Origin of the sequence: Amycolatopsis sp. WAC 01376 (assembly GCF_003947415.1) — a bacterium.
Classification (GTDB): domain Bacteria; phylum Actinomycetota; class Actinomycetes; order Mycobacteriales; family Pseudonocardiaceae; genus Amycolatopsis.
The window spans coordinates 1687258-1711804 of record NZ_QHKL01000001.1; the positions used below are offsets into that span (position 1 = coordinate 1687258).

General features: G+C 68.3%; 26 protein-coding genes. 13 read left to right on the forward strand and 13 right to left on the reverse strand.

Annotation, left to right across the window (positions count from 1 at the left end; genetic code table 11):
- Positions 1-42 precede the first annotated feature (42 nt).
- Positions 43-1020, reverse strand: a complete 978-nt coding sequence (locus DMH03_RS08115) for a small ribosomal subunit Rsm22 family protein (protein WP_125791288.1) — start codon at positions 1018-1020, stop codon at positions 43-45.
- 207 nt (positions 1021-1227) lie between these two features.
- Between DMH03_RS08115 and DMH03_RS08120 the strand changes: the two genes are divergently transcribed.
- Positions 1228-1644, forward strand: coding sequence for a YciI family protein (locus tag DMH03_RS08120; protein WP_125791289.1), 417 nt, complete (start codon positions 1228-1230; stop codon positions 1642-1644).
- A gap of 84 nt (positions 1645-1728) precedes the next feature.
- Positions 1729-3003 carry an RNA polymerase sigma factor gene (locus DMH03_RS08125; RefSeq protein WP_125791290.1) on the forward strand — a complete coding sequence of 425 codons (1275 nt, stop codon included), beginning with the start codon at positions 1729-1731 and terminating at the stop codon, positions 3001-3003.
- A 56-nt stretch (positions 3004-3059) separates the two neighbouring features.
- On the opposite strand, the gene DMH03_RS08130 is transcribed toward DMH03_RS08125, so the two are convergent.
- From DMH03_RS08130 to DMH03_RS08155, 6 genes are all read right to left on the reverse strand, one after another.
- Positions 3060-3500, reverse strand: a complete 441-nt coding sequence (locus tag DMH03_RS08130; protein ID WP_125791291.1) for a sigma factor-like helix-turn-helix DNA-binding protein — start codon at positions 3498-3500, stop codon at positions 3060-3062.
- Positions 3501-3577: 77 nt separating this feature from the next.
- Positions 3578-4450 (reverse strand): nuclease, encoded by an 873-nt coding sequence (locus tag DMH03_RS08135; protein WP_125791292.1) that lies wholly within the window; start codon positions 4448-4450, stop codon positions 3578-3580.
- A gap of 107 nt (positions 4451-4557) precedes the next feature.
- The gene (locus tag DMH03_RS08140; RefSeq protein WP_125791293.1) at positions 4558-6246 is read right to left on the reverse strand and encodes an L-lactate permease; all 1689 of its coding nucleotides are present in this window, start codon (positions 6244-6246) and stop codon (positions 4558-4560) included.
- Between the two features lies 1 nt (position 6247).
- On the reverse strand, positions 6248-7030 hold the full coding sequence (locus tag DMH03_RS08145; RefSeq protein WP_125791294.1) for an IclR family transcriptional regulator: 783 nt from the start codon (positions 7028-7030) through the stop codon (positions 6248-6250).
- A gap of 282 nt (positions 7031-7312) precedes the next feature.
- Positions 7313-7720 carry a CoA-binding protein gene (locus DMH03_RS08150; protein ID WP_125791295.1) on the reverse strand — a complete coding sequence of 136 codons (408 nt, stop codon included), beginning with the start codon at positions 7718-7720 and terminating at the stop codon, positions 7313-7315.
- Positions 7721-7987: 267 nt separating this feature from the next.
- Positions 7988-8560, reverse strand: coding sequence for a hypothetical protein (locus tag DMH03_RS08155; RefSeq protein WP_125791296.1), 573 nt, complete (start codon positions 8558-8560; stop codon positions 7988-7990).
- Between the two features lie 130 nt (positions 8561-8690).
- Between DMH03_RS08155 and DMH03_RS08160 the strand changes: the two genes are divergently transcribed.
- Positions 8691-9488 carry a 2-keto-4-pentenoate hydratase gene (locus DMH03_RS08160; protein ID WP_125791297.1) on the forward strand — a complete coding sequence of 266 codons (798 nt, stop codon included), beginning with the start codon at positions 8691-8693 and terminating at the stop codon, positions 9486-9488.
- Complete coding sequence (locus tag DMH03_RS08165; protein WP_199748712.1) at positions 9485-10246, forward strand: 2-keto-4-pentenoate hydratase; 762 nt, start codon at positions 9485-9487, stop codon at positions 10244-10246. Before DMH03_RS08160 ends, DMH03_RS08165 begins: the two co-directional genes overlap by 4 nt.
- Here DMH03_RS08165 and DMH03_RS08170 read toward each other — a convergent pair.
- From DMH03_RS08170 to DMH03_RS08180, 3 genes are read right to left on the reverse strand one after another with little or no spacing between them, the layout of a single operon-like run.
- Positions 10227-11111, reverse strand: a complete 885-nt coding sequence (locus tag DMH03_RS08170; protein ID WP_125791298.1) for an alpha/beta fold hydrolase — start codon at positions 11109-11111, stop codon at positions 10227-10229. The genes DMH03_RS08165 and DMH03_RS08170 overlap by 20 nt on opposite strands.
- A 32-nt stretch (positions 11112-11143) precedes the next feature.
- Positions 11144-11335, reverse strand: a complete 192-nt coding sequence (locus DMH03_RS08175; RefSeq protein WP_125791299.1) for a hypothetical protein — start codon at positions 11333-11335, stop codon at positions 11144-11146.
- 45 nt (positions 11336-11380) lie between these two features.
- Complete coding sequence (locus DMH03_RS08180) at positions 11381-13282, reverse strand: ABC transporter ATP-binding protein (RefSeq protein WP_199748714.1); 1902 nt, start codon at positions 13280-13282, stop codon at positions 11381-11383.
- A gap of 389 nt (positions 13283-13671) precedes the next feature.
- Here DMH03_RS08180 and DMH03_RS08185 point away from each other — a divergent pair, with 389 nt between their 5' ends.
- Positions 13672-14091, forward strand: coding sequence for a hypothetical protein (locus DMH03_RS08185; RefSeq protein WP_125791300.1), 420 nt, complete (start codon positions 13672-13674; stop codon positions 14089-14091).
- 3 nt (positions 14092-14094) lie between these two features.
- Here DMH03_RS08185 and DMH03_RS08190 read toward each other — a convergent pair whose 3' ends face one another.
- Positions 14095-14550 carry a cupin domain-containing protein gene (locus tag DMH03_RS08190; RefSeq protein WP_125791301.1) on the reverse strand — a complete coding sequence of 152 codons (456 nt, stop codon included), beginning with the start codon at positions 14548-14550 and terminating at the stop codon, positions 14095-14097.
- A 61-nt stretch (positions 14551-14611) separates the two neighbouring features.
- Here DMH03_RS08190 and DMH03_RS08195 point away from each other — a divergent pair, with 61 nt between their 5' ends.
- Genes DMH03_RS08195 through DMH03_RS08210 form a run of 4 tightly spaced genes read left to right on the forward strand, consistent with a single transcriptional unit; the run spans position 14612 to position 19840 of the window.
- On the forward strand, positions 14612-15154 hold the full coding sequence (locus tag DMH03_RS08195) for a TetR/AcrR family transcriptional regulator (RefSeq protein ID WP_233611324.1): 543 nt from the start codon (positions 14612-14614) through the stop codon (positions 15152-15154).
- 38 nt (positions 15155-15192) lie between these two features.
- Positions 15193-16785 (forward strand): 2,3-epoxybenzoyl-CoA dihydrolase, encoded by a 1593-nt coding sequence (boxC, locus tag DMH03_RS08200; RefSeq protein ID WP_125791302.1) that lies wholly within the window; start codon positions 15193-15195, stop codon positions 16783-16785.
- Between the two features lie 7 nt (positions 16786-16792).
- Complete coding sequence (gene boxB / locus DMH03_RS08205; protein WP_125791303.1) at positions 16793-18214, forward strand: benzoyl-CoA 2,3-epoxidase subunit BoxB; 1422 nt, start codon at positions 16793-16795, stop codon at positions 18212-18214.
- An 18-nt stretch (positions 18215-18232) separates the two neighbouring features.
- Positions 18233-19840: a benzoate-CoA ligase family protein gene (locus tag DMH03_RS08210; RefSeq protein WP_125791304.1), complete on the forward strand. Its 1608-nt coding sequence runs from the start codon at positions 18233-18235 to the stop codon at positions 19838-19840.
- A 48-nt stretch (positions 19841-19888) separates the two neighbouring features.
- On the opposite strand, the gene DMH03_RS08215 is transcribed toward DMH03_RS08210, so the two are convergent.
- A complete protein-coding gene (locus DMH03_RS08215; RefSeq protein ID WP_199748717.1) occupies positions 19889-20350 on the reverse strand; it encodes a MarR family winged helix-turn-helix transcriptional regulator in 462 nt (153 codons plus the stop codon).
- A 101-nt stretch (positions 20351-20451) separates the two neighbouring features.
- On the opposite strand from DMH03_RS08215, the gene DMH03_RS08220 reads away from it, so the two are divergent.
- Genes DMH03_RS08220 through DMH03_RS08235 form a run of 4 tightly spaced genes read left to right on the forward strand, consistent with a single transcriptional unit; the run spans position 20452 to position 23593 of the window.
- A complete protein-coding gene (locus tag DMH03_RS08220; protein ID WP_125791305.1) occupies positions 20452-21411 on the forward strand; it encodes a ring-cleaving dioxygenase in 960 nt (319 codons plus the stop codon).
- Entirely contained in the window at positions 21408-22040 is a 633-nt protein-coding gene (locus DMH03_RS08225) for an alpha/beta hydrolase (RefSeq protein WP_125791306.1), read from the forward strand. The genes DMH03_RS08220 and DMH03_RS08225 overlap by 4 nt, the downstream gene beginning before the upstream one ends.
- 9 nt (positions 22041-22049) lie before the next feature.
- Positions 22050-23198 (forward strand): dipeptidase, encoded by a 1149-nt coding sequence (locus tag DMH03_RS08230; protein ID WP_125791307.1) that lies wholly within the window; start codon positions 22050-22052, stop codon positions 23196-23198.
- Between the two features lie 38 nt (positions 23199-23236).
- Positions 23237-23593, forward strand: coding sequence for a lipopolysaccharide assembly LapA domain-containing protein (locus tag DMH03_RS08235; protein ID WP_125791308.1), 357 nt, complete (start codon positions 23237-23239; stop codon positions 23591-23593).
- On the opposite strand, the gene DMH03_RS08240 is transcribed toward DMH03_RS08235, so the two are convergent.
- The gene (locus tag DMH03_RS08240) at positions 23581-24510 is read right to left on the reverse strand and encodes an AraC family transcriptional regulator (protein ID WP_125791309.1); all 930 of its coding nucleotides are present in this window, start codon (positions 24508-24510) and stop codon (positions 23581-23583) included. The genes DMH03_RS08235 and DMH03_RS08240 overlap by 13 nt on opposite strands.
- Positions 24511-24547 lie beyond the last annotated feature (37 nt).

The window sequence follows — 24547 nt, forward strand, 5'->3', positions numbered from 1 at the left end:
CCTACCTGGGGGCACCGGCGTGGGAGAGTATCGGCCTGGCGGTCAGCGGGCGGGCCAGGCGTCGCCCCATTCGGCGTCGCGGGCCTCGCGATAGGCGTCGCCGTGCCGTTTGGTGACGATCGTTTCGGTGAGCCCGGTTTCGGCGCACAGGGTCAGGCTGACCATGCCCTTGCGTTTGGCCGGATGGCGCAGGATCCGGCCTTCGGCTCGTTCCGGCGCCGTGCGTGAGGCGACGACGTAGGAGAACTTCTCGTCTTCGAAACCGAGCGTCCCGGACTTGAGCTGGCGGTGCAGGCCGGTGCGCGGCAGGCGCGCGGAGAAATGGCACCAGTCCTTGCCGCGCGGGATCGGGCACGCGCCCTCGTGCGGGCAGGGCGCGACGAGGGAAAGCCCGAGTTCGACGAGCTGATCCCGCGCTTCGACGATCCGTTCGTAGCCCGCGGGCGTGCCGGGTTCGATCAGCACCAGCATCCCGGCCTTCGCCGACAGCCAGCGGACGGTGTCGGCCCGGCGGGCTTCGGGCAGCTCACCGAGCACGTAGGAGAGGGTCACCAGGTCGGCGTCCGGCGCGGGTGCGACCGGGTCGATCAGGCCGCGCTGCCAGGTCGAGCCGCGGACGGCCTTGCCCCCGGCGTTCCCCGCGAGCCGCCGTCCCAGCGCGATCGCGCCGGGGACCTGTTCGACGACGGTGCTCGCCTCCAGCGACGGCCACACGTCGGCTGCCGCCCAGATCGCCGCACCGGTCCCGCCGCCGACGTCGATCTGCGTGCGCGGAGCGAACCCGGGAGCGCGGAGGGCGGCTTCGGCGAGAACGGCGTGTACGGCCGCGTACGTGGCCGGCATCCGGTAGCCCGCGTACGCCGCGATGTCCACCTCGGACGAGAGGATGGGCGCGCTCGCCGGGCTGTTCTCGCGGTAGCGCGTGCTGAGCCGCTCGACGGACTGCGTCAGCCTGGTCTGCGGGTACTTGCCCAACTCTGCGTCGAGGGCTGAGCTGAGGTCTGGGGGGAGAGCGGCCACGACGGGTCAGGATAGATCCAGTCGCGCGGAGCGCGTCCTTCAAGGGTGGGTGGTGGGGATGAGGTGGCACCATGTGCTGTTGACCTGCGGTTTTCCGGCTGCTCGAATACTCGCGGAAAAAAGTTCGGGGACCGTGTCGAAACCAGGGGTGCCCGATCGACGCGTTGATGTGGCAGGGGACGAGCCCCGCCGGGAACGGAGACTCAGATGCGGTTCATGGTGATTGTCAAGAGCGACGAGAAGACCGACGTGGCCGGTGCTCAGCCGAGTGCCGAGGAGTTGCAGGAGATGGGGAAGTTCAACGAGGAGCTGGTGAAGGCGGGCGTCATGCTCGCGGGTGAAGGACTGCTCCCCAGCGCCGAGGGCGTCCGCATCCAGTACTCCGGCACCACCGAGGCCAGGGTCGTCGACGGGCCTTTCGCCGAGAGCAAGGAACTCATCGCGGGTTTCTGGATCCTGCAGGTCAAGGACAAGGCCGAGGTCATCGAATGGATGAAGCGCGCGCCGTTCCGCGAGGGCGAGATCGAGATCCGGCGGGTCGCCGAGATGGAGGACTTCGACAACGCCACGCCCGAGATCGTCGAGCACGAGCAGAAGCTGCGTGAGCAGGCCGAGGCGAAGTAGGCCGCGACCGCCTGGATCGCGAAGCCCATCGAACAGACTCACCGGACACGGCCAGGGTTGCGGTCGTCACGCCGACGATGTTGATTGGTCGGCGTGACGGCAACAGCAGACCCCCGGTCGGCGATCGACGCGGTGTGGCGGATCGAGTCGGCCCGCCTCATCGCCGGCCTCGCGCGGATGACGCGCGACGTCGGCCTCGCGGAGGAACTCGCGCAGGACGCGCTGGTCGCCGCGCTCGAACAGTGGCCGGAGTCGGGCGTCCCGAGGAATCCGGGCGCCTGGCTCATGACCACGGCCAAACGCCGGGCCGTCGACACCTTCCGGCGCAACGAGCGGTACGAACGGAAGCTCGGCGAGATCGGCCGCGAGCAGGAGTTCGAGGAGGAACCCGACTTCACCGCGGGCCTCGACGACCACATCGAGGACGATCTGCTGCGGCTGGTGTTCACCGCCTGCCACCCGGTGCTTTCGACCGAGGCCAGGGTGGCGCTGACGCTGAAGATGATCGGCGGGCTCCAGACGCACGAGATCGCGCGGGCGTTCCTCGCCAAGGAGACCGCCATCGCGCAGCGCATCGTCCGCGCGAAGAAGACGCTCGGTGACGCCAAGGTGCCGTTCGAGGTGCCGGAGGGCGCTGATCGCGTCGCGCGCCTGGAGTCGGTGCTCGAAGTGATCTACCTGATCTTCAACGAGGGCTACTCCGCGACGGCGGGCGAGGACTGGATGCGGCCGGCGCTGTGCGAGGAGGCGCTGCGGCTCGGCCGGATCCTGGCCGGGCTGATGCCGAAGGAACCCGAGGTGCACGGGCTCGTTTCGCTGATGGAGATCCAGGCGTCGCGGTCGGCCGCGCGCGTCGGGCCGAACGGCGAACCCGTGCTGCTGCTGGATCAGGACCGGACGAAATGGAACCGGCTCCTGATCGGCCGCGGCCTCGCCGCGCTGGACCTCGCCGAGTCGCTCGCGGACGGCGCTTTCGGGGTCTACGCCGCGCAGGCTGCCATCGCCGCCTGCCACGCGCGGGCGCGGACGGGCGAGGAGACCGACTGGGCGCGCATCGCGATCTTGTACGAAGGGCTCGGGAAGCTGAACCCGTCACCGGTGATCGAACTGAACCGCGCGGTGGCGCTGTCGATGGCCGTCGGACCCGAAGCGGGCCTCGAGGTGGTCGACAAGCTGACGTCGGAGCCCGCGCTGAAGTCGTACCACTTGCTGCCGAGCGTGCGCGGCGACTTCCTGGCGAAGCTCGGCCGTCTGGACGAGGCCCGCGCCGAGTTCGAGCGCGCGGCGGAGATGACCGGGAACGACCGTGAGCGCACCCTCCTGCTGAACCGCGCGGCCGAGTGCACTCCTCGCGTTTAGTCCTCTGAATGCGGTAGTGCGTGGTGCGAACCAGCGCGTTCAGAGGACGAAACGCGTCAGGCGGGGGTGGGGCGCAGCGCGGTCAAGGCCCGGTGCTGGCCAAGCCGGACGGCCTGGACGGTGCAGCCGAGCGCCAGCGCGGTGTCTTCGGCGGAAAGCCCGACGAGCGACCGCAGCACCATGATCTCGCGCTGCTGGCCCGGCAGGCCCGAAAGCGGGTTCGGCAGTTCGGCGGTGCTCCGGTGGAAGCCGTCGACGAGGCCGCGCGTGACGTCGTAGGCGAACGTGAGGTGCGCGGCCGCCCCGGCCGCTCCGGCGAGGATTTCGCGGCAGCTGTCCTTCGCGATCGCGTCGGCGATGTCGTAGGTGCCGGAACGACGTCCGATCCGCGCCCGGCAGTAGCGCACGACCAGGACGCGGACGACGTCGACCAGCTTCGAGGCTGTCTCCGTCCGCCCGCCGGCCTCCAGCGGCCGCCGCGAACCGTGTCCTTGCATCGGCTCCCTCTCCCACCTTTCAGATGAGCACGGCGGAGGGGGAGGGAGGTACGGTCTTTTTGCCGACACGGGCCGGTTCAGGCCTCGATGAAGACGATCCGCTCGGGCTCGGTCGTCAGGTTCACGGTCTGCCGCTTCACGGTCACCAAGGTCTCGAATTCCGTGGCGTGCCCGTCCGGGACGGTGAACAGGCGGTCGTTGCGGGAATCGAGGAAGTCGGAGAAGCCGGTGAGCGAGACCCCACCGCTTTCGTCGAGCGCGAGATAGTCGACGAGCCTGCGGAACAGTTTCGGCAGGATCACCAGTTCGTCGGCCAGCTGCCGTCGTGACGAGAGCTTGAACCCGGAGTTCGTGACGTCCTGCGGCCACAGCCCGCGCCCATCCGTGCGGGCCTTGACCGCGGCTTCCGCCAAGGCGTCACGGAGATCGGGGTAGAGCAGTGAATAGAACGTCGGGTAGACGAGGCCGGCCGCCACCTGCCGGTAGTTCGCGGAGTTCTTCAGCGTTTTGACGTCGAGATGGACCTTGGAAAGGTCCGCGGACCTTCCCGGCCGTTGTCCTGGAAAGGCGAACGCCACCGCTCGTCCGTATTTGTCGGCGAATCGCGTCAGTATGTGACCCGGCACCTTGATCGGGGTCGCCGAAGTGACCCTTCCCCGTTCATCGCGTTCGACCGTTTTGAAGCCGAGGACCTTCAGCAGGTTCGCCGCGGCGGCGTCGGCGAATTCCGCGGGCTGATGCCACATCCCGCCGGTTCCCCTGGCCTGGTAATGCGTTTCGAGCGCGTCGATCGCGTCGAGCCGCAACTGCATCCCGCCCCGCGAATTGAGCCGGACCTTCAGGCCCGCCTTCTTCGTCGCCTGGGGATCGTCGGGATAGAACCGCACCGAATCGCCGTCCGGTGAGGCTCCGACAAGCTGGAACGTACCTTTGATCAGCGTCATGGGCATGAGGACAACGGTAGTTCCCATTCCGGTGAACGAACCTGGTGTTCATCCATCCAGCCCAATGGCCGGTAAAGATCGGGTGACCATTGTGGACATTCCCGTGTTCCCGTTCACGACGGGATCATGAACTCCAGCACGGTCGCCTGCAGCAGCGCGATGACCCCGACCACGGCGGTCAGCGCGACCGACCACAGGAACGTCTGCCGCAGCAGCGCGCCTTCCTTCCCGGACTGCCCGATCGCGGTGGCGCCGATGGACAGGTTCTGTGGCGAGATCATCTTGCCCATCACGCCGCCGGAGGTGTTCGTGGCACCGGCGAGGATCGGGTCGACGTGCAGTTGCTGCGCGGAAATCACCTGCATCGGCCCGAAGAGACTGTTCGTCGACGCGTCCGATCCGGTGAGGAAGACGCCCAGCCAGCCGATGTAGGCGGAGAACAACGGGAACAGCACCCCGGTGGTCGCCAGCGCGAGACCGAGGGTCTGCGTCGCACCCGAGTAGTTCATGACGAACGCGATCGCGAGGATCATGAAGATCGTCGCCAGCGCCCACCGCATCTGGTGCAGTGTCCGGCGGTAGGTGGCCAGCAGCAGCCCCGGTTTCGCGCCCATCGCGAAGCCTGCCACGATCGCCGCGATCAGGGCCACGGTTCCTGGCGAGTAAAGGAAATCGACGGTCAACGTCGCCGCGTACGGGGTGTCCTTCGGCGTGATCGGCGCGTGCTGGACGACCTCCTTGTGCAGCCCCGGCCATGCGAACACCCAGTCGGCCTTGTGCAGCAGCTTCGTCAGGTCCAGCCATTCGGGCAGGTTCTTGAAGATCGTGCCGATCCGGGAAAGGAAGATCGCCGCGATCAGGACGATGTACGGCGCCCACGCGTGCAGCGCGCCTCGCCCGGCTTTCGCCGCGCCGAGACTCGCCCCGGCCTTCACCGGCTCTTCGCCGTCGAAACGCCAAACCGCCGACGGCTGCCAGAAGCGTGTCAGTATCCACAGCGAGGCCATCGCGGCGAGCGCGGCGACGACGTCGACGAGGCTCGGGCTGATGAAGTTCGAGGTGACGAACTGCATGACCGCGAACGAAAGGCCCGCGGTGAGCACGGCGGGCCAGACCTCGATCATCCGTTTCCAGCCCGCGAGGACCACGATCAGGAATCCGGGGATGATCAGCGCCAGAAAGGGCAGCTGGCGCCCGACCATCGACGAGAACAGTTCCGTCGCCTGTTCCTGTTTCATGTCGAGGATCGGCGCGGTCAGCCTGCCGAGCACGATCAGCGGATTGCCGAGGCCACCGAACGCGACCGGCGCGGTGTTCGCCAGTAACGCGAGCACGACCGCCTTCACCGGCGGGAAACCGAGTGCGGCCATCATCGCCGCGGTGATCGCGATCGGCGAGCCGCCGCCCGCGATCCCCTCCAGCAGCCCGCCGAACCCGAACGCGATCAGCAACGCCTGGAGGCGGCGGTCCTCACTGAATCCGGCGAGGACCGCCTTGATGTCGTCGAATCGTCCGGTCGCGATGGTGACGTTGTGGAAGTACACGGCGTGGAACGCGATCCAGGCCACCGACCACACCCCGAACACGAGGCCCATGGCCGCGGAATCGAAGGCGAGCCCGGCGGGCATGCGGTACAGCAGTACCGCGACCAGCAGCGCGGTGATCAGCGCCAGCGCCGCCGAGAGCCGCGCCGATCGGCGCAGGACTCCCAGCGTCACCAGCAGCACGACGATCGGCAACGCCGCCAGCGCCGCGGACAGCCACAGCCCGCCCGCCGGCTGGTAGTCCTGGACCCAGCCCACCTCAGCCCCTTTGCGCGCGGACGTAACCCAGCCGGAGTGAAAGCGCGGCGGCGGTCCCGGCCACCGTCGCGCCCAGTTCGTCGGTGCGGCGGAGCACCCGGCCCGCCGGGCCCGCGATGCTGATCGCGGCGATCGGCCGTCCGGTGTGGTCGCGGACGGCGGCGGCCACGCAACCGACGTCCGGTTCGTTTTCGACGTCGTCCACGGCCCAGCCGCGGCGGCTCGTCCTCGCCAGGTCGTCGAGCAGCCGGACCGGATCGTTGATCGTCTTGAGCGTGAGACTGTCGAGTTTCATCCGGCGGATGCGTTCGACGCGGTCCTGTTCGGGCAGTGCCGCCAGCCACGCCTTGCCCAGCGACGTCGCGTGCTGCGGACGGCGGGTGCCGAGACGGCAGGCGAGGGTGACGGCGTTGGCGCTGCGTTCGGTGGCGACGTAGACCATCGTGTCGTTGTCCGGGACGGCGAGGTACGTCGTCTCGCCGCTCCGCTCGGCGAGCGACGCGAGATAGCGCGGCGCGCAGCGGTGGAGATCGGTCGCCGCCATCGCGCGGGCGCCGAGTTCGACCAGCCGGGTGCCGAGCCGCACGCGGCCGGTGGCGCGATCGGCTTCGAGGTATTCGAGGTTCTTGAGGGTGCCGACGATGCGGTACGCCGCGCTCCGGGAGAGACCCAGAGCTCGTGCGATCGCGTTGGTGGAAATCTCCTGGTTCTTGCCGACGTGCTCGAGAACCGCTAGTCCGCGCTCGAGTGTGCCACTGGAATCCAGGCCTCGTGGTGTGCCCACTTCGCCCCTCCGTTGGACCGGGGTACCGATGATCGGCACCTGTTTCCGCTAAGCGGGTTCGGACGTTAACAGCTCGGCCCGACGTTGGGAAGGTTTCTTAACAAAGTGGCTACCGGACAAGTTTTCCCTGTTCGGGGCGGTTCGGTCAAGATCACCGGTTCGGCCCAATCCGTTCGGCGGGTTCCGATTCGGCGTATGACTTCAGGGGTCATTTTTCTGTTCACGGACATGAAAGAACCCTCGCCGGAAAATCGCGGCGAGGGTTCGGCCCGGAGTACGTTTCTAACGCACCGACAGATTCGCGACCGCTCGGACGACGGCCGTGCAGCGGTCTTCGACATAGGCCAGACCGCCTTCTTCGGCGATCCGACGGGACTCGGCGGAGACGATGCCCTGTTGCAGCCAGAGCGCCTTGGCGCCGATCGCGACGGCCTGTTCGGCGATCGGCGGGGTGTCTTCGGCCGGGCGGAAGACGTCGACCAGGTCGACCGGCTCCGGGATGTCGGTGAGGGAGCGGTAGACCTTTTCGCCCAGCAGCTCGTCGGCCGAAGGGTGGACGGGGATGATCCGGAACCCGTGTGCCTGCAGTACGGCGGCGACCCCGTGCGAGGCCTTGGCCGGATCACGGCTCAGCCCCACGACGGCGATCGTGTTCGATCCGGCGAGGATCTCGGTGGCGCGATCGGTCATACCCGGTTCAACGACGGCGGGCGGCCGTGAATTCCTGCTGAGGTACGGAGGCGTTCCAGTACCGGCGATTTCACGTGACTGACCGGACGACACGCGTGATCAGGCGGACGACACGCGTGATCAGGCGGACGACACGCCCTGCGGCCGAGGTCCGCCTCGAGTCGTCCGCGTGATCACGCGTGTCGTCCATCCGAACACGTGTGTCGTCCGCCTGATCACGTGAAACGGTCAGGACATACCTGAGCCACGGCGGGCGGCCGTGAATTCCTAGAGTTTCCAGAGCCGCAGGCCGCGCACCCGGTACACCGGCCAGACGACGTGCCAGGCGCGGCGCCGCAGGAACACCGTCGAACAGGTCAGGACGCTGCGCGCGGACGTCGTCGCGACGTCGTGGCGGTCCGGCCAGCTCTCGCCGTGCCGCCCGGCGGCGATCCGGAAGACGTTGACCAGGCCGCGGCCCTGCAGATCGAACTTCGCGCCGGTGTCGCCGGAATCGGGGGTCAAGGAAGCGATCTCCTGGCCGAACGCGGCCGCGGGCGCCGGTCCCGCGTCGGCGGGGAGGTCACCGATGGTCGAGGAGACGGCCTTGCCGTAGAGACGGCGGGTGTAGCGCTGGAGTAGCAGCCGCTCCCACAGTGGCAGGACACGGCGGTGCTTGAGCAGCGCCGAACACTCCGCGTGCCCGATGGCGAAGATGTCGGTCAGCTCGTCGTAGGCGTTGTGCGCGGTGGGCTCGTTGAGGTGCACCCGCACCTCGTAACGGATGCGCGCGGTGAGCTCGTCGAGCTCTTCGCGGCGGTCGATCCTGGCCTTCGCCCGTGAGAGCTTCCAATCGGACATGGGAGCAGGCTAGGTGATGATCGGGGTCGTGCGAGACCCTTTCGGCCTAATCTGTTCGTACCGGCCAGTGGAACGGCCGTCTTGTGCGGGCACTGGTGACGCGGGAGAGTCCGACTGTCGGAAGGAGCCCATGGACGCCAGCACGCTGCAGGAGGCCGCGGCCGCGCTGCTCAGCGCGTACGAGACCGGCAAGCCGATCGCGCCCCTCATCGAGACGTATCCCGCCGCGACCTTGGAGGACGCGTACCGCATCCAGCAGCGGCTCGTCCACCATTGGGCCGAACGCGGCGACGGTGTGCGCGGGCACAAGGTCGGCCTCGCGTCCGCCGCCATGCAGCGGCAGATGGGCGTCGACCAGCCCGACTACGGCCATCTGACCGGTTCGATGTTCCACCTCGAACATCAGCCGATCCCGATCGGCGGGTTCCTGCAGCCGAAGATCGAACCGGAGATCGCGTTCGTGCTCGGCTCGCGGCTGTGCGGCCCAGGGGTCACGGTGGCGGACGCGCTGCGGGCGGTGGACTTCGTCGTCCCGGCGCTGGAGATCGTCGATTCCCGCATCCAGGACTGGAAGATCAGCATCGTCGACACCATCGCGGACAACGCGTCCTCCGGTGGGGTCGTCCTCGGCAGCAGGCCGACCGCGATCGGCGACGTCGACCTGCGGCTGGTGGGCTGTGTCCTGCACCAGAACGGTGAGGTCGCGGCCACCGGTGCCGGCGGCGCGGTGCTCGGCTCGCCGGTGAACGCGCTGGTGTGGCTCGCGAACACGATCGGGCCGCTCGGCGTCGCGCTGGAACCGGGGCACGTCGTGCTGCCGGGCTCGATGACACGCGCGATCCCGGTGAGCCCCGGCGACACCGTGGTCGCGACGATGGCGGGGCTCGGCAGTGTCACCGCGAAGTTCTCCGGGGAGGAGCGGCCGTGAGCCTTGACGTGCGGGAGGCGGCGGAAGCGCTGCTGTCCGGGGAAGAACGCGAGCCGCTGACGGATTCGTGGCCCGCTTTGGACGTCGAAACCGCGTACGCGATCCAGGACGAGGCGCTCCGGCTCAGGCTGGAACGCGGCGAGACGCTCATCGGGGTCAAGCTGGGCTTGACCTCGCAGGCGATGCGACAGCGGATGGGGATCGACACGCCGTTGCTCGCCTGGCTGACCGACGCCATGGTCCTGCCCGCCGGTGTCCCGGTGCCCTCGCTGATCCACCCGCGTGCGGAGCCCGAGCTGGTTTTCGTGCTGGGTGAACGACTTTCGGGCCCCGGCGTGACCGCGGCGACCGCGATGACGGCGGTGAGCCGGGTCCACGGCGGCATCGAGATCGTCGACAGCCGCTACCGTGACTATCGGGGAAAGCTGCCGGACGCCGTGGCGGACAACGGTTTCTCCGCGTACTTCACGCTGGGCCCGGTCGGCGTCGATCCGTCCACAGTGGACCTTTCGCTGGAGGCGGCGCTTCTGGAGGTCGACGGCGCCATCGTCGACACCGCCACCGGTGCGGCCGTGCAGGGCCATCCGGCGGAAGCACTGGCGCTGGCGGCCAACACCCTCGGCGCCCGTGGGCTCGCGCTGGAGCCCGGCTGGATCGTGCTCACCGGCGGGATGACCGACGCCGTCGACCTTCGCCCGGGTTCACGGGTGGCGGCGCACTTCTCGCATCTGGGCTCGATCACGCTCGCCGGGTCTTGACGTCGGCGCGGTCGGCCGTGCGGACCAGTCCGCGCGTCAACCGCGGCCAGATCGCCCGCGGCAGGTCGTGCCCCATCCCCGGCACGATGTCCACTTCGGACTCCCGCAGCGCGCGGGCCGTCGCCCGGCCGCCGGAAACGTGCACGAGCGGATCCTTCGAACCGTGCACGACGAGCGCGGGCATGTCGAGTTTCCGCAACGCGCGGAAGCGATCCCGGCTCGAAACGACGGCAGCCAGCTGCCGCGCCGTCCCGCCGGGATTCACGCCGCGATCGAACGACCGCTCCGCGCGCTCACGCATCCGCGCCTCGTCGAACGGGTAACCGGGCGAGCCGATGACGCGGAAGGTGCGCACCAAGGACTCGACGTACTGCGCACGATCACGCGGAGGCGCCGAAAGCAGCATCGCCATCGCCTTGGCGCTCGGCCGCCCGACGAACCGGTTGCCGGTGGTCGACATGATCGAGGTCAGCGAACGCACCCGCGACGGATACTCGATGGCCAGGGTCTGCGCGACCATCCCGCCCATCGACGCGCCCACGACATGTGCGCTCTCGACGCCGAGTTTCGTCAGCAGTCCGGCGGCGTCGCCCGCCATGTCCGCCAGGGAGTACGGCGCCGTGCGCAGGGCGTACGCGAGCGGCAGGCTCGCCCGCCCGGTCATCCGGCTGGACCGGCCGGCGTCCCGGTTGTCGTAGCGGATGACGAAGAACCCCTCGGCCGCGAGGTTCTCGCAGAGCTCGTCGTCCCACCAGATCATCTGCGAGGCCAGGCCCATGATCATCAGCAACGGCCTGCCGTCCGGCGAACCGAACGTCTCGTGGCACAGCTCGACGCCGTTCACTTCGGCGATCATCTCCGGCATCAGCACAGTGTGACCGGCGGCGGCGAAAACGGCTACGCGTCTTCGATGTGAACAGCCTGACTCTCCGGCCCGGCTGCTCGCTGCGTGCCTTCGTCTTCGGCGATCTCTTCCGGCTCGGTGTCGCCCGGCTCGCCGCCGTCGGGCCTGCTGAGCTGGACGGCCTCCTCGGACGCGTCGGCGGGGCTGGGGCCGTCGGCTGCTTCGCGGTCTTCCTGGTCGGACATGCTTCCTCCGCTGGATCGGGGCTTTCTCACCGACCGGTTACCCGCTCACTCGCCGCGATACGCACGGGCCTGGATTTCGTAAAGCTCGTGGTAGAGACCTCCTTCTTCGATGAGTTCGGCGTGCGTGCCCTGCTCGATCAGCCGTCCTTTCTCCAGCACCAGGATCCGGTCCGCGGAACGGATGTTGGCCAGCCGGTGGGTGACCAGGATGGTCGTGCGCCTGCCCGCCCCGGACACGCTCGCGTGCCGCAGACCGGCGAAGACCCGCGCCTCGGCCTTCGCGTCGAGCGCGGCCGTCGGCTCGTCGGCGACCAGGACGGCGGCGTCGCGGTAGATCCCGCGGGCGATGCCCATCCGCTGCCACTGCCCGCCCGAGAGGTCCTGCCCGTCGTTGAACTTCTTGGACAGCACCGTTCTCTCCTTGGCGGGCAAGGATTCGATCACTTCGTCGGCGCCGGAAGAGATGATCGCGTCGTGCCACGCGGCGCGTTCCGGGTCCTCCCGGCCGAGCCTGCCGACGGTCACGTTGTGCTCCGCCGTCATCGGCCATTCGGCGGGATCCTGCGCGATCACGGCGATGTTGGCGTGCACCGACTCGTGATCGGCGTCCGCGAGATCGACGTCGTCCCAGCACACTTTCCCTTCCGAGGGCGGATACAGCCCGGTGAGCAGCTTGCCCAACGTGGTCTTGCCCGAACCGTTCTCGCCGACGAGGGCGATCACCTCGCCGCGCCGGATGGTCAGCGAAACCTCGCGCAGCGCGGGATTTTCCTGGCCCGGATAGGTGAAACCGACGTTCTCCAGCCGGATCTCCGCCGGATCGGATGGAGCGGCGACCCCGTCCTTCGCCGGACCGCGTTTCTCGGATTCCACGAGCAGCCGCTGGAAGAAGGCGATGTAGAACGACTCTTCGTACAGGGAATTCACCGCGTGCATCGTGATGGACAGCGAATTCGACGCCGACCGCATGGCGAGCGCGGCCGTTCCGGCGAGGGCGAGCTCCATCTGCCCGGTGTAGAGGAGGAGGCCGAGCACCAGATACGCGATGGCGGTGCCCACCCCGGCCGCCGCGCGCCCGGTCAGCCGGACCAGGTTGCTGCGATGCGCGAGCCGGACCTCTTCGCGCATCAGGCTTTCGGTGATCCGCCGGTACTCGTGGAGCAACGGCTCCTGCAAGGTGAGGGCGTGCCGTTCGAGGGCGAAGGTGCGCCAGGTGGCCACCTCCTCGACGATGTCCTTCCGGATGTTCCGGCCGACGGTGTCGAGATAATGCCGGTAGTTCAGCCGCGCGACCTTCGCCGCCGCCCAGCCGTCGGCCACCGCGGCGAGCAGCAGCACCGGCGCGAGCCACGGGTTGAGGAGACCGGCCGCCACCAGCGCGGCGACCAGCGAGATCAGCGCCGACGTCAGATCCGCGACCCAGCGCAGGCTCATCTCGATCGAGCGGACGCCGTACCGCGCGCCCTGCCTGGCCAGCTCCCGGAAATCGGCGTCCTCGAAGGCCAGCAACCGGACCCGGACCATCGCGGCGGTGACCTCGTCGCCCGCCGAAGTCACGACCCGCGGCCGGAGCGCCCCCTCGACCGCGGCCACCGCGGTGTCGAGCAGGGCGCGCAACGCGTACGTGCCGACGACGACCAGCAGCGCGGGCAGCGATTCCAGCACCCTGTCCGGCGTCGGCCCGTTCTCCAGCAGCGCGATGAACACGTTCGCGGTGGCGAGCAGGCCGAACGCCGTGACACAGCCCGAAAGGAGGTGGACGACGCCGGCGAGCAGGGTCAGCCGCGGCGACGTCCGCCAGGCCAGCCGCAGCACGATGGCCACCGCGGACGGGAGCGTGCGGATGGCCTTGACCATCCCCGCTTCGGCCACGGTCTCGTCGACCGTGGCCCATTCGGGCATCTTCAGGTTCTCGACCCCGATCAGGGGCACGGTCGCTTCGGGCACTCGTCCTTGTCTACGCGCACCCACCGACAATTCCGACCGCCGAGAGGCCGCCGTCGACGATCGCTCGCGGTAGCAAGGGTCCTTGCTCCCTCAGGTGACCGTGTGGGTTTTGGGACATCTGACGTCCCAAAATCCACACGGTCGGCAAGGGGCGCTACGCGGGGTGAGGGGTGTGTGGGAATAGGGACGCTCGATGTCCCTATTCCCACACACCTTCCCGATGCCGGTCCGGTCATGCCACGGTGGTCGCCTGCGGTAGCAAAGGTCCCTTGCTCCCGATGCCGGCCCGCTCACCCCCATCGCACGGGACGAAAGTCCCCTTCACCCACCCCGACCCGTGAGCTACGCTCTCTCGCTAGAGCGATCTATCAAATCGCAAGGGGGCAAAAATGGAAGCTCTTCAGAACCGGGGACTCACCGCGTTGCGGCTGATCCTGGCCTTCACGCTGCTGTCCACCACGTTGCACTACGCGCACAACGTGATCAGGGCGGCGGACTATCCGCAGGTCGAGGGGATCTCGGTGGGGCTCGCCGCCACCTTGGTCGTCGTCGCCTACGTTCTCTTCACGACGTTCGGCGTGCTCGGCTACCGCGACTATCTGCGCGGACGTTACTGGCGGGCGCTCGCGTTCCTGATGGTCTTTTCGCTGTCCGGGCTGGCGAGTCTCGGTCACTTCCTGGTCGCCGTGCCGCAGATCCCGGCCTTCTGGTTCGCCACGATCTACACCGACACGGCGGCCGCGCTGCTGCTGTGGGCCTTCGTGACCTGGGCGGCGACGAAGCTCAACCGGACCTCCGTGCCCGCGTGACGGTCAGCCGCCGTAAGTGATGTGGTGGGGCGCGGCGACCCGGTTGATCTTCGCCGGATCGATCGCCCCATCGGTGAAGACGGCGGGTCCCGCTTCGAACAGGTCCTCCAGGTAGTGCTCCCAGCCGCCGGGAGACGAGATCTGGAGAACCCGAGGCGGTTCGGAAACGCGTCGCAGGGCGTGCGGGACACCGCGCGGCAGCAGGACGAACGTGCCCTTGGCCGCGATGTGGCTCTCGTCGTCGAAGTCGATGCCGAGTTCGCCTTCGAGGACGTAGATGCACTCGTCGGCCTCGTGGTGCACGTGCCGCGGGATGTCCATGGCGACGGTGACCTCGAGCAGCGAAAACCTCGTCTCGGTGTCCTCGGTCATCGCCTTGACGCTGAACGCGCGCGGCAGCGGCACGCGGCCGGGCCGGGCCTCGCCGGGTTTGAGCAGGATGAAGCGGTCTTTCGACATGTTATGCTCTCCTTCAATCGGAAGCGGACTCCGTTTCCACTTAATCGCGAGGGAGGGCGGGTTGTCAACCAAGCCGCGAGCGGACGCGGAGCGCAATCGGGCTCGGGTGGTCGAAGTCGCGCGTGCGATGTTCGCCGAACGCGGGGAAGACGTGCAGATGCCGGAAATCGCGCGCGCGGCGGGCGTCGGCGTGGGGACCGTGTACCGGCATTTCCCGGACCGCCAAGCGCTGGTCGAGGCGGCGGCGGAGCACCGGTTCGCGGAGATCGAGCAGTACGCCCGGAGGCACTGCTTCGGCGAAGATTCCGGTCTGGAGCGCTATTTCCGGTATGTCGGCGAGCTGTTGTCCCGCGATCGCGGGCTCACCGCCGCCATCGATTCGGCCCGCGGGCGGCCGGGGAGTGAGCCGCGCGGTACCGCTCGCGAGCGGCTCGAAACCGTGGTCGCCGAAGTCATCGCCCACGATCAGGCCGCCGGCCTCCTTCGTTCGGATTGCACGGTCGCCGACGTCTATCTGCTGGTCGGTGCCCTGTCGTCCGTCATTCGCAAGGGTGGCGACTGGGCTCGTTTCCTCGACCTGCTCCGTGACCAACTTTCTACATAACATTGACGGTAGTCAGTGCCATGTAGACAATCGGAAGGGTGACGCGGACCACATCGGTGACGTTCGAACGTCATCCCAGCGGCTACCGGCACTGGAAACTGTCCACCGACGGCGACGTCGCGTGGCTCGAACTCGATGTCGACGCCGACGGGGGTCTCGTATCGGGTTACGAGCTCAAACTCAACTCGTACGACCTCGGCGTCGACATCGAGTTGTACGACGCGACGCAGCGGCTGCGGTTCGAACATCCCGAGGTCCGCGTGGTCATCGTGACCAGTGCGAAGGACAACGTCTTCTGTGCCGGCGCGAACATCCGCATGCTGGCGTCGTCGTCGCACGAGTGGAAGGTGAACTTCTGCAAGTTCACCAATGAGACCCGTAACGCCATGGAGGACGCCACCGCGCACTCCGGGCAGATCTACGTCGCGGCGGTCAACGGCACCTGCGCCGGCGGCGGCTACGAAATCGCGCTCGCCTGCGAAAAGATCCTGCTGGTCGACGACAACTCCTCGACCGTGGCGCTGCCGGAAGTACCCCTTCTCGGCGTCCTCCCCGGCACCGGCGGGCTCACCAGGGTGGTCGACAAACGTGGCGTGCGGCGGGACCTCGCCGACGTCTTCGCCACTCGCCCCGACGGGGTGAAGGGACGGACGGCCGTCGACTGGCGGCTCGTCGACGAGCTCGTGCCGCGGCAGGGTTTCCGCGAAGCCGTGCTGGCCAGGGCGAAGGACTTCGCGCGGACGAGCGAGCGGCTCGACGGCGAAGGTGTCGAACTGAAGCCACTCAAGCATCGTTACGTCGACATCGCCCGTGGCAAGACTGAAGCGACGATCACCGTCAAGGGGCCCGAGGACGACGACGGCTGGCTACTGGACGTCACCCGCGAACTGGACGACGCGATCCTTCGCCTGCGTACCAACGAACCCGAACTCGGCACGTGGGTACTCCGCACCGAAGGCGATCCTGCGAAGGTTCTCGAACACGAGCGCGCCGTGTTCGACGCGAAAGACTGTCTGAGCAACGAAATCGTCCACTACTTCAAGCGGACGCTGAAGCGCCTCGACGTCACCAGTCGCAGCCTGATTGCGCTCATCGAACCTGGTAGCTGCTTCGCCGGGCTTCTGCTGGAGCTCGCGCTCGCCGCGGACCGGCAGTACATCTTGGACGGTCCGCCGATCGACGACGAAGAAAGCGAAGAACGCGCCTCGATCACGTTGTCCGAAGCCAACTTCGGCCGACTGCCGATGGGCAACGGCTTGACCCGCCTGGAATCCCGGTTTTTCGGCGACCCGGAGCACGTCAAGAGGCTTGCGGAGGAACGCGAAAAACAGCTGAGCCCAGAAGAAGCGAACGAACTCGGCCTGGTCACCGACGCCCCGGACGACCTCGATTGGGAGGACGAGATCCGGATCGCGCTGGAAGGACGGGCTTCGCTCAGCCCGGACGCCTTGACCGGAATGGAGGCGAACCACCGGTTCGTCGGCCCCGAGACGCTGGAAAGCAAGATCTTCGGCCGCCTGGCCGCTTGGCAGAACTGGATCTTCACCCGTCCGAACGCATCCGGTCCCGAGGGCGCGTTGCGTCGCTACGGTACTGGTCAGAAGGCCGTCTTCGACAGGAAGCGGGTTTGAACAGCTCATGCCCACCAAGATCGATTACGACGCCAAGATCCCCAACAACGTCGACCTCTCCGGTGATCGGCGGCTCCAGCGGGCGCTGGAGGGCTGGCAGCCGAAATTCCTGGACTGGTGGGGCGAAATGGGCCCCACATTGCGGACGCAGGGCGTGTACCTGCGCACCGCGGTCAGCGTCGGCCGGGACGGTTGGGCGCATTTCGACCACGTCAACGTGCCCGACTACCGGTGGGGGATCTTCCTCGCGGAGCCGGATCCGGACCGCGTCATCACCTTCGGCGAGCACCAGGGCGAACGGGCGTGGCAGCAGGTCCCCGGCGAGTACCGCGCCGACCTGCAGCGGCTCATCGTCATCCAGGGGGACACCGAACCCGCGTCGGTCGAACAGCAGAAACTGCTGGGGCTCACCGCGCCGAGCCTCTACGATCTGCGGAACCTTTTCCAGGTCAATGTCGAAGAAGGCCGTCATCTGTGGGCGATGGTGTATCTGCTGCACGCCTACTTCGGCCGCGAAGGCCGGGACGAGGCGGAAGGGTTGCTGCTCCGGAATTCCGGAAGTCCGGACGCCCCGCGGATCCTCGGCGCCTTCAATGAGGAGACCGCGGATTGGCTCGCGTTCTACATGTTCACCTATTTCACCGATCGCGATGGCAAATACCAGCTCGGCACCCTCAAGGAAAGCGGCTTCGATCCGCTTTCCCGCACTTGTGAATTCATGCTCAAGGAAGAGGCGCACCACATGTTCGTCGGCACCACCGGGGTCGACCGGGTGGTCACCCGCAGTGCCGAACTGATCCGCGAGCACGACACCTTCGACATCGCCGGGCACGGCGGGATCCCGCTGGACGTCATCCAGCGTTACCTCAACTTCCACTACACCGTCTCACTCGACCTGTTCGGCGGCGAGACCTCGACCAACGCGGCGAACTACTACACCGCCGGGCTGAAAGGCCGCTGGCAGGAGGCCCGCCGCAAGGACGACCACAAGCTCACCGACGCCGCCGGAACGCTGTCCAAGCCGAGGGCCGACGGCACCTGGGGGACCGACGAACACCCGGCCATCCTGCTGCTGAACCTCGACCTGCGGGAAGAATACCGCGCCGACTGCCAGACCGGGGTCAACCGCTGGAACAAGATCCTCGACGAGGCCGGGATCGACTTTCGATTCGTCCTCCCGCACCCTGGATTCAATCGCGAAGTCGGCATAAACTCCGGCCACCATGTGACGCCCGACGGCACCGTTGTCGACGAGCGGACCTGGCTGGCCGGCAAACGCAAGTGGCTGCCCACACCCGAAGACCTGACTTTCGTCCGATCGCTGATGCACCCGGTGTACGAGCGAGGAAAGATCGCGAGCTGGGTGGCGCCGCCACGCCAGGGCATCAACGGGAAACCGTTCGACTATGAATACGTTCACCTGAGCTGAGCGATAGAAGGTGTGCCCGTGACCGCTGCTGCTACCGGGTTCAACGCGGTGAGCTACCTGCTCGACCGGCATCTGGCGGAAGGGACACCGGCCAAGCAAGCGGTCGTTTCCCCGCGGCGAAGTCTCACGTACGCGGAGCTCGCGGCCGAAACCCGCCGGGTCGCCGCCGGGCTGAAGGCGATCGGCGTCCGCCCGGAGGAGCGGGTCCTGTTCTGCATGGTCGACGACGTCGAGCTGCTCACCGGGATCCTCGGCGCGATGCTGGCCGGAGCGGTCGCGGTGCCGGTGTCCACCATGGTCACCGGGCTCGACCTCGGCAAGATGCTCGCCGATTCGCGGGCAAGGGTCCTGTGCGTTTCCGGCGAGTTCACCGCGCAGGCGACGATCGCGCTGGGGCTGGCGCCGGAGGTCACCGACGTCGTGCTGGACAGGGCGAAGGCGGCCGAACTGCCGTCCGGGGTCCGCGCGCATCAGTGGACCGATCTGTCCACAGTGGACGATGCCGGTTTCCTGCCGTCTCCGACCTGGGAGGACTCGCCCGCGCTCTGGCTGTACACCTCGGGCACGACGGGCAAGCCGAAGGGCGCGATGCACCGGCATGCGGGTATCCGCGCGGTCTGCGAGACGTACGCGCGCGGCGTGCTGGACATCGGGCCGAACGACCGCTTCCTTTCCGTCCCGAAGCTGTTCTTCGCCTACGGCCTGGGGAATTCGGCGTTCTTCCCGCTCGCGGCCGGCGGGACGGCGCTGCTCGAACCGGCGAGGCCGACCCCGGGGCTGATCGCCGCCAGGGCCCGCAAGGAGCGGCCGACGTTGTTCTTCGCCGTCCCGACCTTCTACGCCGCGCTGCTCGCCAGCGACATCCCCGACGACACGTTCTCCTCGGTGCGCCAAGCGGTTTCGGCGGGGGAACCGTTGCCCGCCGTGCTGTACGAACGATTCCGTGACCGGTTCGGCGTCGAAATCCTCGACGGCATCGGCTCGACGGAGGCGTTGCACATCTTCCTGTCCAACCGGCCGCGTCAGGTCCGCCCTGGCAGCACCGGGATTCCCGTGCCCGGCTACGAGATCGCGCTGCGCGACGAGTACGGCCGGCCCGTGCCGGACGGGGAGCCCGGCGAACTGTTCGTCGCCGGGCCGTCGATCGCGACCGGGTACTGGGCGCGCTACGAGACGACGAAGCAGGTCTTCCAGGGCGAATGGCTGCGCACGGGCGACAGTTTCGTGCGCGACGCCGACGGCGGTTACACCTGTCTCGGGCGGTTCAACGACATGCTGAAACCGGGCGGGATCTGGGTGTCGCCCGCCGAGGTCGAGGACAGGCTGCTGAAACATCCGGCGGTCGCCGAGGTCGCGGTCGTGGCCGCCTTCGACGCCGACGGCATCGAGAAACCGGTCGCGTGCGTGGTCGGCGTGCCGGGGCACCGGCTGGACGCGGACGAGCTGATCGAGTTCTGCCGGGCCGGGCTCGCTTCGTTCAAACGGCCGCGCAGCGTCGTCGAGCTGGGCGAACTGCCCAAGACGGCGACCGGGAAGATCCGGCGCAACGTCATCCGGGAACTGGTGCGGGACATGGACGAGGTCCGGGCCTACCAACCCGACCCCACCTCACCCCTGCCCGGCTGATCCCGAGCTCGCCCACTACCGCATTCAGAGGACGAAATGCGGCAGGTGTCAGGCGCCGTTGACGGTGCGCAGGGTTCGCATGGCCTCGGCCAGGTCGTGCGCGTCGTCGCCCAACGGGGTCAGGACAATGCGCCGCAGGATTTCCGCGCACGCCTCCCGCGCCTTCTCCGCGACGTCGAGGCCGTGGTCGGTGAGGACCGCGAAGGTGACGCGGCGGTCGTCCGGGCTGGGCACGCGGCAGATCAGGTCCGCGGCCACCAGCCTGTCCGCGACCTTGGTGAACCCGCCGCTGGACAGCGCCGCCTCGACGGCCAGCCGCGTCATCGGCATCCGGTGCTCGGGTGACCGGACGAGCCGCAGCAGGATGTCGAACGACGCCGGCGCCAGGCCGAACCGTTCGGCGATCTCGCCCATCAGCTTGTTCTGCGTGGCCAGGTAGCCCTCGATCACCAGGCCCCACCACGTGACCACTTCGTCGTCGTTCGGTTCCTCCGATTTCACCACTGTCACGCGAGCGAGGGTACACCAAGAAGTCTTTCCGGAATATATCTTGCGCGCGAGAGGTTATCGGGTTAGCTTGATTTCACCGGCTACCGGAGGAAGGGGCCATCATGTCGATCAAGACCTCGGGCCTGCACCACGTCACCGCCATCGGTGGCGATCCCCAGCGCAACGTGGATTTCTACACCCGGGCCCTCGGCCTGCGGCTGGTGAAGACCACGGTCAACTTCGATGACCCCGGCACCTTTCACCTTTACTACGGCGACGGCGCGGGCAAGCCCGGCTCGCTGATGACGTTCTTCCCGTGGAGGGACGCGCCGAAGGGCCGTCACGGCACGGGCCAGGCGACCACGACGTCGTTCTCCGTGCCGGAAGCGTCGCTCGGCTGGTGGAAGCAGCACCTCGCCGAAAGCCGTGTCGAGACCAGCCAGATCCGCAACTCCGACGGCGAAGAGACGCTCACCTTCGCTGACCCGGACGGCCTGAAGCTCGCGCTCGTCGCGCATCCGCAGGGCGACCCGCGTGACCCGTGGGACACGAAGCTCGTGCCCGCCGAACACGCGATCCGCGGCCTGCACTCCGTCACGCTTTCCGTGTCCAAAGAGGACGCGACCGCCGGGATGCTGACCGACGGGCTCGGCCTGACCTTCGAACACCAGGAGGGCAACCGCCTGCGGTTCTCCGCCGGCGAAGGCGGCCCCGGCGCGCTCGTTGACGTCCTCGTCACGCCGGATGCCCCGCGCGGGCTGGTGGCGGCGGGCACCGTGCACCACGTCGCCTGGCGCGCGCCGGACGAGCAGACCCAGGCGGCCTGGCGCGACGAGCTGATCGACGACGGCGTGAACGTGACGTCCATTTTGGACCGTCAGTACTTCCGCTCGATCTACTTCCGCGAACCAGGCGGCACCCTGCTCGAAGTCGCGACCGACGAACCCGGTTTCGCGATCGACGAGCCGCTGCTCGAACTCGGCCGCGCGCTGAAACTGCCGCCGTGGCTGGAGCCCAAGCGCGAAGACATCGAGGCGATGCTGCCGAAGCTCGACCTCCCGAGCGAGAACAACCCGCGATGACGGACTTGGCGCACAAGTACGTCGAAGGGGCGCCCGACGAGCCGGTGCTGCTGCTCCTGCACGGCACCGGCGGCGGGCCGGACGACCTCGTGCCGATCGCCCGGCAGCTGAGGCTGGCGACGGCGCTGCTCGCGCCGGCCGGGCCGGTGTCGGAACACGGTGCGGCCCGGTGGTTCCGCAGGCTGGCGGAGGGCGTTTTCGACCACGAGGACGTCGTCTTCCGCGCCAACCAGCTGGCCGACTTCGTGCTCGCCTCGCGCGAGGAGTACGGCCTCGGCGATCGGCGGCTGGTCGCGATCGGGTTCTCCAACGGCGCCAACATCGCCGCCGCGGTGACCCTGCTCCGTCCGGACGCCGTCCGGGAAGCCGCGCTGTTCGCGGCGATGTCTCCGCTCCCTTCGCCGCCACGTCACGACCTATCCGACACGCGGGTGTTCCTGTCGAACGGCGAGCGCGATCCGATGGCGCCGCTGGCTTCGGCGGACGCGCTGGTCCGCGACCTGCGCGAGCGCTCCGCGGACGTCGTCGCCCACCGCCATCCCGGCGGGCACCAGGTCACCGGCAACGGTTTGGTAGCGGCCGCGGGGTGGCTCAACGGGGGCGGGGGAGAGCAAAGCACGGGTACGTAACATCGTCGGATGACTAACGGGGACCTCGTCCGCGCCCAGGCCCTGCTCGAAAGGGTGCTCCTCGCGGACGGGCACAACGATCTGCCATGGGAGCTGCGGGTCACGACCGGGCCCGATCCGGTCGCGGCCGTCGCGGGCACGGATCTCACGGTCCGTCAGCCGCATCTGCACACCGACTTCCCGAAGCTCGCCGAAGGCAGGCTCGGGATGCAGTTCTGGTCCGTCTACGTGCCTTGCCAGTTCGAGGGGCACAGCGCGGTGACGGCGGTGCTCGAACAGATCGAGATCGTGCACCAGATGGCCGAGCGGTACCCCGATCGCCTCGCCCTCGTGGACACCGCGGACCAGGCCGAAGCCGCCTTCCGCGACGGCAAGATCGCGTCGCTGCTCGGCGCCGAGGGCGGCCACAGCATCGCGGAATCCCTTGGCGTGCTGAGGATCCTGCGCCGCCTCGGCGTCCGCTACATGACGCTGACGCACAACTACAACACCACCTGGGCCGATTCCGGCACCGACGAACCGGCGCACGGCGGGCTCACCGAGTTCGGCCGTGACGTGGTCCGCGAGATGAACAAGATCGGCATGCTGGTCGACCTCTCGCATGTCGCGCCGAGCACGATGCGCGCCGCGCTGGAGGTCAGTTCCGCGCCGGTGATCTTCAGCCACTCCTCGTGCGTCGCGGTCAACGACCATCCCCGCAACATCCCCGACGACGTCCTGGAAACCCTGGCCGCCAAGGACGGCGTCGCGATGGTGACGTTCGTGCCGGGCTTCATCTCGCCGAAGGTCGCCGAGTGGGACGACCGGCTGCGCCAGGACATGGAAGCCGCGGGCAAGGACTACCGGAACATCGACCAGCGCACGAAGTTCACCGCGGAGCGAGGCGGGCCCGAGAAGCCGAAGGCGGGCATCGACGACGTCGTCGCGCACATCGAGCACGCGCGCGAAGTGGCCGGAGTCGACCACATCGGACTCGGCGGCGACTACGACGGAGTCGCGACGCTGCCCGAAGGCCTCGAAGACGTTTCGAAGTACCCGGTGCTGTTCGCCGCGCTGCTGGAACGCGGCTGGAGCGAAGAGGACTGCGCGAAACTGGCCGGGAAGAACACCTTGCGCGTGCTGCGCGCGGCGGACGAGGTCACCCGTTCGGACGCTTGAGAGCGCGATCAAGCCCGTTTCGGCGGACACTGTCCTGCATGACGCAGCCGCAGGAGGGTGCCGCCGAGGTTCCGGTCAACCCGTCCGACACCGCTGGCGGCGGACGCCACAGCGGTAAGTTCGACGCCGCCCCGAAACTCAAACGGACCAGGGTCAGCGGTACCTGGATCGCCGTCATCGTGGCGCTGATCGTGCTGGTGTTCCTGCTCGTGTTCATCCTGCAGAACCAGGACACGGCCAACGTCCACTTCCTCGGCATGTCCGGCAGCATGCCGCTGGCGGTCGCGATGCTGTTCTCCGTGATCGCCGGCGGGGCGCTGGTCGCGCTCGTCGGCGGCGCCCGGATCCTGCAATTGCGCAAGCAGGCCAAGAAGTCCCGGCATCAGCTGCGTTGAAGGGCAGCGCGCCGGAAGTCGCTCGGGTTGACGCCGCGCACGCGTTTGAACGCCGCGCTGAACCCGAACGGATCGGAGTAGCCCACGGTGCGGGCGATGTCGGAGATGGTCGCGGATCCCGGACCGGCCAGGAGATCCGCCGCGAGCGTCATCCGCCAGCGGGTGAGATAGGTCAGCGGCGGTTCCCCGACCAGGTCGGCGAACCGCTTCGCCAGCGTCGACCGCGAGACCCCGGTCCGCCCGGCCAGCGCGCCGACCGTCCACGGCGCGGCCGGTTCCGCGTGCAGCAGCCGTAACGCGTCGCCGACCACGGGATCCCGCTGCGCGGCCCACCAAGCCGGGGGCCGTCCATCGGGCCGGTCGAACCATTCGCGCAGTGAGCAGACCAGCAACCAGTCCAGCAACCGGTCGAGGACCACCTGCTGACCCGGCGCGTCGATGGCGACCTCGGCGGCGAGATGCTCCAGCACGGGGTCGCCCGCGCCTCCGGAATCCACCCGCAGCACGACGGGCAGCGCGTCGAGCAGCGGTCGGCCGATCTCGCCGCGCACCGGATACGCGCCGACGATCAGCGACGTCTCCCCGCCGGGATCGTCGACCCAGCCGAGACGGTGCCGCGTCCCGCCCTGCTCGGGCGTCGCGCAGTGCTCGCCGCACGCGATCGGCTCGGCCGAAGTGCCGACCTCGTCGACGAAGGTGAAGGTCGAAGGGCCACGCACGATGGCCGACTCGCCCGCGCGCAGCGGCTCGGGCGGACCGTCCTCCGGCACGATCCAGCCCGCCCCGGTGAGCACGGCGCACAGGGTGAGCGGCGCACCGTCCACGAAGTGCAGCGACCAGGGCGGGGACAGGGTCGAACTGCCGAACAACGAACCGTGGGACCGCACACCGCGGATCAGGTCACTGAAGACGTCCACCCCGGCGAGGCTAGACGAATACACAGGCGATCCGGCC